Source organism: Psychrobacillus sp. BM2 (assembly GCF_048572895.1).
Classification (GTDB): domain Bacteria; phylum Bacillota; class Bacilli; order Bacillales_A; family Planococcaceae; genus Psychrobacillus.
Map to the genome: position 1 here is coordinate 2460359 of NZ_CP183878.1, position 11404 is coordinate 2471762.

Annotated in this window: 9 protein-coding genes; all 9 read right to left on the reverse strand. The window is 37.4% G+C overall.

The window, feature by feature from the left end; genetic code table 11:
• Window positions 1-91: 91 nt before the first annotated feature.
• On the reverse strand, window positions 92-1387 hold the full coding sequence (gene hemL / locus ACN6MX_RS12045) for a glutamate-1-semialdehyde 2,1-aminomutase (protein ID WP_419959151.1): 1296 nt from the start codon (window positions 1385-1387) through the stop codon (window positions 92-94).
• A complete protein-coding gene (gene hemB / locus ACN6MX_RS12050; RefSeq protein ID WP_419959152.1) occupies window positions 1387-2370 on the reverse strand; it encodes a porphobilinogen synthase in 984 nt (327 codons plus the stop codon). The genes hemL and hemB overlap by 1 nt, the downstream gene beginning before the upstream one ends.
• Window positions 2370-3131, reverse strand: a complete 762-nt coding sequence (locus ACN6MX_RS12055; protein WP_419959153.1) for a uroporphyrinogen-III synthase — start codon at window positions 3129-3131, stop codon at window positions 2370-2372. The genes hemB and ACN6MX_RS12055 overlap by 1 nt, the downstream gene beginning before the upstream one ends.
• Window positions 3124-4053, reverse strand: coding sequence for a hydroxymethylbilane synthase (gene hemC, locus ACN6MX_RS12060; RefSeq protein ID WP_419959154.1), 930 nt, complete (start codon window positions 4051-4053; stop codon window positions 3124-3126). Before hemC ends, ACN6MX_RS12055 begins: the two co-directional genes overlap by 8 nt.
• Before the next feature lie 19 nt (window positions 4054-4072).
• A complete protein-coding gene (locus ACN6MX_RS12065; RefSeq protein WP_419959155.1) occupies window positions 4073-4903 on the reverse strand; it encodes a cytochrome c biogenesis protein in 831 nt (276 codons plus the stop codon).
• 79 nt (window positions 4904-4982) lie between these two features.
• Window positions 4983-6350: a glutamyl-tRNA reductase gene (gene hemA, locus ACN6MX_RS12070; RefSeq protein ID WP_419959156.1), complete on the reverse strand. Its 1368-nt coding sequence runs from the start codon at window positions 6348-6350 to the stop codon at window positions 4983-4985.
• 597 nt (window positions 6351-6947) lie between these two features.
• Window positions 6948-7535, reverse strand: a complete 588-nt coding sequence (gene yihA, locus ACN6MX_RS12075) for a ribosome biogenesis GTP-binding protein YihA/YsxC (RefSeq protein WP_419959157.1) — start codon at window positions 7533-7535, stop codon at window positions 6948-6950.
• 2 nt (window positions 7536-7537) lie between these two features.
• Window positions 7538-9856: an endopeptidase La gene (gene lon / locus ACN6MX_RS12080; protein ID WP_419959158.1), complete on the reverse strand. Its 2319-nt coding sequence runs from the start codon at window positions 9854-9856 to the stop codon at window positions 7538-7540.
• Window positions 9857-10001: 145 nt separating this feature from the next.
• Complete coding sequence (gene clpX / locus ACN6MX_RS12085) at window positions 10002-11270, reverse strand: ATP-dependent protease ATP-binding subunit ClpX (RefSeq protein ID WP_419959159.1); 1269 nt, start codon at window positions 11268-11270, stop codon at window positions 10002-10004.
• Between the last annotated feature and the right edge of the window lie 134 nt (window positions 11271-11404).

The following is an 11404-nucleotide window of genomic DNA, read 5'->3' on the forward strand; positions in this document are numbered from 1 at the left end:
TTTCGTAAGTAATTATATTTTAGTAATCATTTTATGTCAATTAACTTAGACTAAAAGAGCCCTGCAACTAATGCAAGGCTCCCATTTCTATTTAGTTGTTGGATAATTTTTCGAAAACTGTATGGAACGCTTGAATTGTTTTTTCTATATGCTCTACAGTATGTGCGCTTGATAGAAATAATCCTTCAAACTGCGAAGGCGGCAGATAAATTCCTTCCTCTGCCATGAGACGGAAATATTTAGCGAATAATTCTAAGTCAGATGTTTTCGCTGTATCAAAATTAATCACGTCTTCGTTGGTTAAGAAGAAACCTATCATAGAACCAGCACGATTCACTGTATGTGGAATATTATATTTGGTTGCTGCTTCGCGGAAACCCTTTTCAAGTATATCCCCTAGCTTGATAAAATAATCATATGATTTTTCATTTAATCGAGTTAATGTTTCATATCCCGCAGTCATTGCTAAAGGATTTCCTGAAAGTGTACCAGCTTGATATACAGGTCCAGCAGGTGCAATCATTTCCATGATTTCACGTTTCCCACCAAATGCTCCTACAGGAAGTCCGCCGCCGATAACCTTACCTAAACAAGTTAAATCCGGTGTAATATCGAAATAACCTTGCGCACAGTTGTATCCTACTCGGAAGCCAGTCATAACCTCATCAAAGATTAAAACTGTCCCATTTTTCTCCGTTAGTTCGCGCAGTCCTTCTAAGAATCCTTCCACTGGAGGAACAACGCCCATATTACCCGCTACAGGCTCAACGATTACTGCTGCTAAATCATCTCCGAAGTTTTCAAATACATGACGAACGCTTTCTAAATCATTATACGGTACAGCAATTGTGTTTTTGGCAATAGACTCAGGCACACCTGGGCTATCTGGTAATCCAAGTGTCGCAACACCAGATCCAGCTTTTATCAATAAGCTGTCGCCGTGTCCGTGATAGCTACCTTCAAATTTCAAAATTTTGTTGCGACCTGTGTAACCACGTGCTAAACGAAGTGCACTCATCGTTGCTTCCGTACCAGAAGAAACCATACGAACCATCTCAATAGATGGCACACGCTCCATCACAAGTTTAGCTAATTTATTTTCGATTAGGGTTGAAGCACCGAAGCTTGTACCAGTTTCAGCAACCTGTTGAATGGCTTTCACTACATTTGGTTCCGTATGCCCTAAAATAAGTGGACCCCATGATAGAACGTAGTCAATGTATTCATTGCCATCGATGTCTGTTAATATAGCACCCTTTCCACTCTCCATGAAAATAGGATCCATATCGACTGATTTAAATGCACGTACAGGACTATTTACGCCACCTGGCATTAGCTCCTTCGCTTCTATAAATGCTTGTTTGGATTGCTCATATGATTTTGTCATTATTTTTCCTCCAACCAACGGGCAGCATCTTTAGCATGATATGTTAAGATCATATCCGCTCCTGCGCGCTTCATTCCTGTTAGTGTTTCAAGCACTGTTTCTTTTTCATTGATCCAGCCATTAATCGCTGCTGCTTTTACCATCGCATATTCTCCACTTACATTGTATGCAACAATCGGAGTAGCAAATGTATTTTTCACATCACGAATAATATCTAAGTAAGATAATGCTGGTTTTACGATTAAAAAGTCTGCACCCTCTTGGACATCTGATGAAGCTTCACGGATTGCTTCCATACGATTCGAATAATCCATTTGATATGTTTTGCGGTCACCAAATTTTGGTGCGCCGTCCGCTGCTTCACGGAAAGGTCCGTAATATGCTGATGCATATTTTACTGCATATGACATAATTGGTACATCTTTAAACCCTGCTTCATCTAAACCAAGACGAATTGCAGCTACAAAACCGTCCATCATATTTGAAGGAGCAATAATATCTGCACCAGCTTCTGCTTGGCTGATTGCAGTTTTCGCCAACAAGTCAAGGGAAGGATCATTTAAAATACGTTCATTTTCATCCACCACACCACAATGCCCGTGGTCTGTAAATTCACATAGACAAGTATCCGCAATGACGATTAATTGTGGATGGCGTTCTTTGATGAAGCGAATTGCTTTCTGAACAATTCCATGATCATGATATGCCCCAGAACCAACTGCATCTTTTTCCGCAGGAAGTCCGAACAATATAACGGAAGGAATTCCTAAATTCACTACTTCGTCTACTTCCTCTGCTAAACGATCAAGAGAGAATTGGAAAACACCAGGCATCGATGATACTTCATTTTTGATGTTCTCGCCTTCCATCACGAAAATAGGATAGATGAAATCTTCCTTATGTAAATAAGTTTCCTTAACCATTGCTCGAATTCCTGCTGATTGTCTTAAACGACGATGACGTTGAAAAAATAATTCAGTCATTACACTCTTCCTTTCCATTCCACTAATTTATCGATTACATCTCTTAAAGTATACGTATCTGGCATAACCTGCACAGAAACCTTCATAGATTCTAAATAATTCTTTGTAATATGTCCGATTGCACAAACTGTGACATGTTCATATCCAAAGGTAATCCCAATACTTCGGTGAAAAATCTCGGCTGTCGAAGGACTTGTGAAGATAATCGAACACTTTTTCCCGCTCGTTAATAGCTTCTTCACATATACTTTGTTTTCCTCGAGCTCCACTGTTTCATATATAGTCCATTCATCTACTTTATGTTTCAGTCCAGCTGTTATTGTATCTTTCGCAAGATTCCCTTTAACAAACAAACAACGATCCGTAGAAGATGCTACCTTTGGAAATTGCTGAACAAATATATCCGCACTAAATATAGTAGGGGTAAAATCGACGGTTAATCCTAGGCTTTCAATAGCATTTGCTGTTTTTATACCGACCACCGCAATTTTAGCTGTAAAAAAACTTGCATCAAGCTGATATTTTACCATTTTCGAATGAAATGCCTTCACACTACTTTGACTAGTAAATATAAGCCAGTCATATAGGTTACAGCGCTGTAATTGATCTAGATCATGCGTACTAACTATCTCCTTTGTAGCAATCATCGGAGCAATTACTGCATTGCCACCAAGTTTTTCTACAAGGTCTGATGCTTCCGATGACCTTAGAATGCCCGTAAAAATGACATTCTCTCCTGACAAAGGAGCAATATTATACATTCAAATCTGCCTTCACTTGTTGGATTAAATCGTATGCTCCTTGTTCCGTCACGATACGTGCTAGTTCTTTTCCAAGGGCATCCGCATTTGTCCCAGTTAATATTTCTTTATATACGACAGATGCATCTGGTGCTGCAACTAGAGCTGTCATTGTAATTTTATCGTCACTAATTGTTGCATGTCCAGCAATCGGCACCTGACATCCACCGTCCATTGCTGCTAAAAATGCACGCTCAGCTTCTACTGCAACCCATGTATCACGGTCTGAAAGCTTTGATAGCTCATCGATTAATTCTTGATCATCTGCACGGCACTCAATAGCAAGAGCTCCTTGTCCAACTGCAGGTACGCAATCCTCCGGAGATAAATATTCTGTTACGACCTCATCGCTCCAGCCCAAACGTTTTAAACCTGCTGCTGCTAAAATAATCGCATCATACTCGCCATCTTGTAATTTTTGCAAGCGAGTATCTACATTACCACGAATCCATTTAATCTCAATATCTGGACGTAATAATAGTAGTTGGGCACTTCTTCTTAAGCTGCTTGTTCCTACAACAGCACCTTTTGGGAGGTCTGCAAATTTCACATTCCCTGTCGATATAAAAGCATCACGTTCATCCACACGTTTTGGGGTACATCCCATGACTAAACCTTCTGGAAGTACAGATGGCATATCCTTCATGCTGTGCACCGCAAAGTCGATTTCTTTGTCGTAAAGGGCCTGTTCTATTTCTTTTACAAAAAGTCCCTTCCCACCAACTTTTGAAAGTGTAACATCCAAAATCTGGTCACCCTTTGTCACAATCTCTTTCACTTCAAACTCAAAAGGTGCTCCCATGTCTTTCATCTGTTGAATAAACCAATTTGTTTGAGTTAAAGCTAACTTACTCCGTCTAGATCCTACAATAATTTTACGCATAATATGTCCGCGTCCTTTCTTAATACCAAATGTGGAATTGTGATAATTGACTGCCTAATAAGAAATTTACCAAAACAAATAGAAACGCATAAATGTGTATCCAGGCATAATTTGTCCCTTTAATCTTTGCCGATTTTCTTATCAATAAAACTAGAATATAAATTACTAATACGATAAAAGAATTGACTATCTTAATATCATAGAGTGGAAAAGCATCTAAAGATATATATGCCCATTCTAACCCAAGAACTAAACTTACAAACAATAATGGAATTCCCGTTAAAATGGACAAGCTCATCCCGTTTTCAGCTTGCCTGAGTGAAGGTAATCGAGTGAACTGTTTCGTCCACTTTTTCTTCTTTAACACTTTATATAAGATTAAATATAATGTCGAAAAAACAAATGCTAAAGCAAAAGCAGTATAAGCGAGTAGCGCAAACATAATATGGATAAATAATAGCTCAGATTTAAGGTTATCGCCTACTAATGACTGTGCCATCGGATTTGGTGCAAACGTATGAATTGTCATGAAAATAAATCCGATCAAATTCAAAAAGAATGCTGGAAGATCCAATTTAAATACTAGCTGTAAAACAAGTGATAACATAATGATCAACCAAGCATAAAAATAAATACCCTCAAACAACGAAAGTATTGGAAAACGTTCCATTTCCATCATATACATGATTAAAAAAATTGTTTGTAAAGTACCAACGATGAATAGTAACCACACCGCTAGTCGATGTGCACGTACATCCTTATGTAAGTAATCAATAAAATAAAAAACAAGGCTTATAGATTGAAGAATGACCATAATCTCATGAAGCCTTGTCATCGTCAGATCAGTCATAACATTCTCCTTTTACATAGTAAAAAGGCGTTTATCATATCTATTTGTTTCCATACAGATATAAAAACGCCTCCTTTACTTAGTTAAATAGCAAGTTTTCTTTTAAATTTTGTGATTCAATTAATGTTTGCTTTAAATTAATTTTAGCTTTTTCTGCTTGTATTGCTACTTCCTTTTGAACATCGTCTTCTATACCAAAGATTTGCTGGAATAATTGTAGCTGAGCTGCAGGATCTTTTGCCGCAGATAATTCTTTTACTTGGAGAATTGGTTCTTTTAATAGCTGATTGACAATCGACTTTGTATGCTTGCTTAAAATTTTTCGTTCACGATCCGTTAAATTCGGCATTTTGTTCTCAATAGATGCCATTGTTTCAGCTTGTATCGTATTTGCTTTTTGACGAAGTGCTGAAATAATTGGTACAACACCAAGCGTTGTTACCCAATCATTAAATTGCTCAATTTCTGTTTCAATCATCTGATTGATTTGTTGAGCGGCACGTTCTCTTTCTGCTAAGTTTGCTTCTACAATTCCTTGTAAATCATCAATATCATATAAGAACACATTTGGAAGATCACCTATACGCGGATCTAAATCACGCGGCACGGCTATATCTACCATAAATAGTGGTTTCCCTTTACGAAGACGTTCTACAAATTGCATTAGTTCAAAATCAATTACAAATTCTGTTGAACCTGTTGAACTTATAAGAATATCTGCTTCTAGTAATGCACATTGAAGCTCGTCCATTGGTTTAGCATCACCGTCAAACTTAGCAGCAAGCTCCTTCGCTTTTTCAAAAGTACGATTGATCACCGTAACCTTTTCAGCACCGCTACCATGTAGGTTCTGAATTGCAAGCTCACCCATTTTACCTGCGCCTAAAATAACTACATGCTTATGGTTTAATGAGCCAAATATTTTCTTGCCTAACTCTACTGCTGCGTAAGAAACCGAAACGGCATTCTCTCCGATTGCAGTCTCTGCGTGCGCACGCTTAGCAAATGTCACTGCCTGTTTGAATAATTGATTGAAAACGGTACCTGTTGTACCATTTTCTTGTCCATTTAGAAAACTTTTCTTCACTTGCCCTAATATTTGTGTTTCGCCAAGTACCATCGAATCGATGCCCGCAGTAACACGAAACAAATGATTATTCGCTTGGTCATCCTCGTGAACAAATAAATAGGTAGATAAATTTTCTAATGGAATATCAAACCAATTTGCTAAAAATTGCTTCACGTAGTATTTACCGGTATGTAGTTGGTCTACAGTAGCGTAAATCTCCGTACGGTTACATGTAGATACGATGACATTTTCTAATATACTTTTTTGGTCTTGTAGTGCTTGCATCGCATTCGGAAGCTCCGTTTCAACAAACGACAGTTTTTCGCGAATTTCGACAGGAGCAGTACGGTAATTGACACCAACCACGATTGTATGCATGGAATATGTCTCCCCTTCACGTCATTTCATAAGTCCAATTATATCATAGCTTCTAAGCTTGTTCTTTGCATATTTGTGAACAACATATGAAATCTTATTTAGAATTATTATAAATTAATAATAGCAAACAACCTTCCCCAATTCAAACATTCTGTTCACATTAATAAAAGTGGAATAATTCAAAAAATAAAGTCGAATATAAGCATGGTATTCCCTAACTTAATCGGTTTTAATCAAAACTGTATCCATCCATATATTAATTTAATCTGATACTAGCACCTTAGCGATAAGTTATTCTAAATCCATAAACCTGATTGATAGCCCATAAAATTTCGATTATAGCCCATTAGTGATATGAGATTGCCGATAAATTGTTGGGATAGCCCATAAACAACAGAGAATAGCCCATAAATTGTAATTGTAGACCATAATGCTATCTTCCCACGGAAAGATTCCGCCTTTCTAATTCTAATTAAATATGTCCTTTAAAAAAACGAGTTCTTGATCGACGTTTATCGCTCAAGAACTCGCTAGGAAAAATTGTATACTATTATTTATAGAGATTCCTACTATATTGACTACAAACTGTTAATAGCCTTAATCTAAAATTCTACTTTCGATTTCTGCCCATGCTGCATCGAAGCCTAAACCTGTGTCTGAAGAGAAAACGATTAATGGATCTGTTTTGTCCATCTGAAGTTCATCCTTCACTATCTTTTTATGCTTATCCCATTTCCCTTTAGGGATTTTATCTGCTTTTGTCGCAATGACAATACAAGGAATATTATAATGCTTTAAAAAATCATACATCATGCAATCATCACCTGTTGGTGGATGTCTTAAATCCACTATCAAAACAACTGCTTTCAGAATGTTGCGGGAGGTAAAATAAGTTTCAATCATTTTACCCCATGCAGCACGTTCTGATTTAGATACTTTTGCGTAACCGTAACCAGGTACATCAACAAATATCAAAGCTTCCTCTAATTGATAAAAGTTCAATGTTTGTGTTTTACCTGGTTTAGATGAAATCCTAGCCATGCTTTTACGACCAATCATTTTATTGATAAAAGATGATTTCCCTACATTTGAACGTCCAGCTAGAGCTATTTCAGGTAAATCACCCTCTGGATATTGCGCTGGTCTTACGGCACTGATTAGTAATTCTACATTATGGATTTTCATTGTTATGCCTCCTCTAGAGCCAGTTGAAGCACCTCTTCAGCATCGGAAACAAAATGGAATGTTAATACTTCACGAACACTTTCTGGTATATCTTCAATATCGCGCTCGTTGTCTGCCGGACAAATAATTGTCGTCAAACCTGCACGATGTGCACTTAGTGTTTTTTCTTTCAAACCGCCGATAGGTAATACTCGACCTCTTAATGTAACTTCCCCAGTCATACCGACTTCGCGTTTTATTGGACGCTTAGACAGCGCAGAGACTAGTGCAGTAACTATTGTAACCCCTGCCGAAGGACCATCCTTCGGAACAGCACCCTCTGGAACATGAATATGGATATCTTTATCTTTATAAAATGTTGGATCAATTCCAAAGTCCTCTGCTTTTGAACGCACATAAGATAATGCCGTTTGCGCAGATTCCTTCATCACATCTCCGAGCTTACCAGTTAATTGGAGCTTGCCGGTTCCTGCAGACAATGAAACTTCAATTTGTAGAGTATCTCCACCTACAGATGTATAAGCAAGACCTGTAGCCACTCCTATTTGATTTTCTGTTTCAGCTTGTCCGTACCTAAATTTTCGTTTACCTATAATATCTTCAAGGTTTTTTGTTGTAATCGAAACACGTTTTTTATCACCCGATACAATTTGAAGTGCTGCTTTACGGCAAAGATTTGCCAGTACTCGCTCCAAACTACGCACTCCAGCTTCCCTGGTATAATGGCGGATTACATCCAGTAACGTATCATCTTTAAGTTGCAGCTGACTTTTTGTTAGGCCATGCTCTTTCAGCTGTTTTGGTAATAAATGATTTTTAGCAATAGAGAGTTTTTCTATTTCCGTATAGCCCGCAATTGATATAATCTCCATACGATCACGTAATGGCCCTGGAATAGTACTTAGATCATTTGCAGTTGCGATGAAAAGGACATTAGATAAATCATATGTCTCTTCTATATAATGATCACTAAATGTATTATTTTGCTCAGGATCTAAAACCTCTAGCATTGCAGCGGAGGGATCTCCTCTGAAGTCATTGGACATTTTATCTATTTCATCTAGTAAAAATAACGGGTTAATCGTACCAGCTTTTTTCATCCCTTGAATAATACGTCCGGGCATAGAGCCTACATAGGTTCTTCGATGACCTCGAATTTCAGATTCATCCCGGACACCTCCGAGTGAAATACGAACAAAGTTACGCCCTAAAGATTCAGCAATAGATTTAGCCAAAGAGGTCTTACCAACACCAGGAGGACCTGCTAAACAAAGAATTGGACCTCTTAAGGATTTCGTTAACTGCCTCACAGCCAGATACTCTAACACACGCTCTTTAACAGACTCTAACCCATCATGGTCTCTATCCAATATTCGTTCGGAACGTTTTATATTTAACTGGTCTTCTGTAGCTTTAGTCCATGGGATAGAGACAATCCAATCGATGTAATTTCGTATTACACCACTTTCCGGAGCCTGTGTAGGAAGCTTTTCATAGCGATCTAATTCTTTTAAAACATTCTTTTTTGTTTCTTCAGGTAAGCCCGCTTTATCAATTCTTTTTTTCATTTCGGCTACTTCGCCTGTTTTTCCTTCTTTATCTCCCAGCTCTGTTTGAATAGCCTTCATCTGCTCGCGAAGATAGAACTCTTTTTGTGTTCTTTCCATCGCATGCTTGACCCTTGTATTTATTTTCTTTTCTAGGTCTAATATTTCTTGTTCATTGTACAGACGAGAGATTAACCATTCTAAGCGCTCTTTGACATCCATTATTTCTAATATTTCCTGTTTACCAGCAATTTTCAAAGGTAGATGAGAAGCAACCATATCTGCCAAACGACCAGGTTCTTCGATATCAGTAACTGAATTGAACGTTTCTTCGGAGACACTCTTAGATGATTTTGAATACTTCCCAAAATTATGTACTAGCGTACGCATGAGTGCCTCGTCTTCTTGATCTGCTTTTTCCGGTTCAATAAATGCAGTAACAGAAACCTCGTCAAATGTATCAAGATGATTAAAATCATCCCAAATAGCACGTTGTAATCCTTCTACTAAAACCCTCATCGTACCATTCGGCAACTTAACCATTTGTTTTACCTTCGCAATTATGCCCACATCATACAGATCTGACATATTGGGTTTTTCCAAATTCATATCTCTTTGAACAGAAAGAAATAATTTTTCCTCCCGAATCATTGCCTCATTAAGTGCAGCGATAGAACGCTCTCGTCCAACATCTACATGTAGAATCATCGTTGGATAAACTAATAAACCTCTTAGAGGCAGTACTGGATAAAATACTTTTTCTTCTTTAGTCATTTGGATAGTCACCTCCAGCTTATTCTGTGCGAATAATTCATTAATAATGCCTTAATTAATAAATGTTCTTATTAAGTTGAAAAAGCTGACATCCTTGCACACGCTGAGCACGCGCAGATTGGAAGCCAGCTTTGTCAATGGCTAATTAAGCCGATGTTTTTTCATTGTCTTTTTCTAATTCTGTGCCATCCTCTAATAATAGTTTAGGTTTGGCTTTATCTGTAATAGATTCTTTTGTAATTATACATTCTACAATATCGTCCCTTGAAGGTAATTCAAACATTACATCAAGCATGATATTTTCAATAATTGAACGTAGACCACGGGCACCAGTTTTACGTTCGATTGCTTCTTTCGCAATAGCTTCTAATGCACCATCATCAAATGTTAGCTTTACATTATCCAATTCAATCATTTTTTGATATTGCTTAGCAAGTGCATTTTTTGGCTCTGTTAGAATTTGAACTAATGCATCCACGTCCAATTGTTCTAAGCTAGCGAGTACTGGTAAACGTCCGATGAATTCTGGTATCAAACCGAATTTCAATAAATCTTCTGGAATTAGTTGAGAAAGTACCGAACCTTCTGCAACTTCCACTTTGTTAGGATCTGCTCCGAAACCAATTACTTTTTCGCCTAAACGACGTTTAATAATTTGTTCGATGCCATCAAAAGCTCCACCAACAACGAATAAGATATTCGTTGTATCAATTTGTAAAAACTCTTGATGAGGATGCTTACGACCACCTTGTGGCGGAACGCTGGCTACAGTACCTTCTAAAATTTTTAGGAGTGCTTGTTGTACTCCTTCACCAGAAACATCACGTGTAATAGATGGGTTCTCGGATTTACGAGCAACTTTATCTATTTCATCAATATATATAATCCCTTTTTCAGCACGCTCGATATCATAGTCAGCTGATTGAATTAGTTTTAAAAGGATATTCTCAACATCTTCTCCCACATATCCTGCTTCTGTTAACGAAGTTGCATCTGCAATTGCAAATGGAACGTTAAGGATTCTTGCAAGTGTTTGTGCTAATAATGTTTTACCACTACCAGTTGGGCCTATTAATACTATATTAGATTTAGCTAATTCTACTTCATCGATTACGCTATTGGAATTGATGCGTTTGTAATGATTATAAACAGCAACTGCAAGTGATTTTTTTGCTCGTTCTTGTCCAATTACATATTCATCTAAAATAGCTAAAATTTCTTTTGGTTTTGGAACTTCTTTAAACTCTACTTCTTCTTCAATTCCTAGCTCTTCTTCTACAATTTCAGAACAAAGATCGATACATTCGTCACAAATGTATACGCCAGGTCCTGCTACTAACTTACGAACTTGTTCTTGTGGTTTACCACAAAAAGAACATTTTAAGTTCCCTTTTTCATCATTGAATTTGAACAAAATATTCACCCCTATTCAAGCAATTATGTTACAAGATTCTCTTCAAGTAATCAAATAATACGTTTAAGTATGTATTTTAATATATAAAATGCTATGTATATGATAGAACAAGGCACAGTTTTAAGTGCTGTACC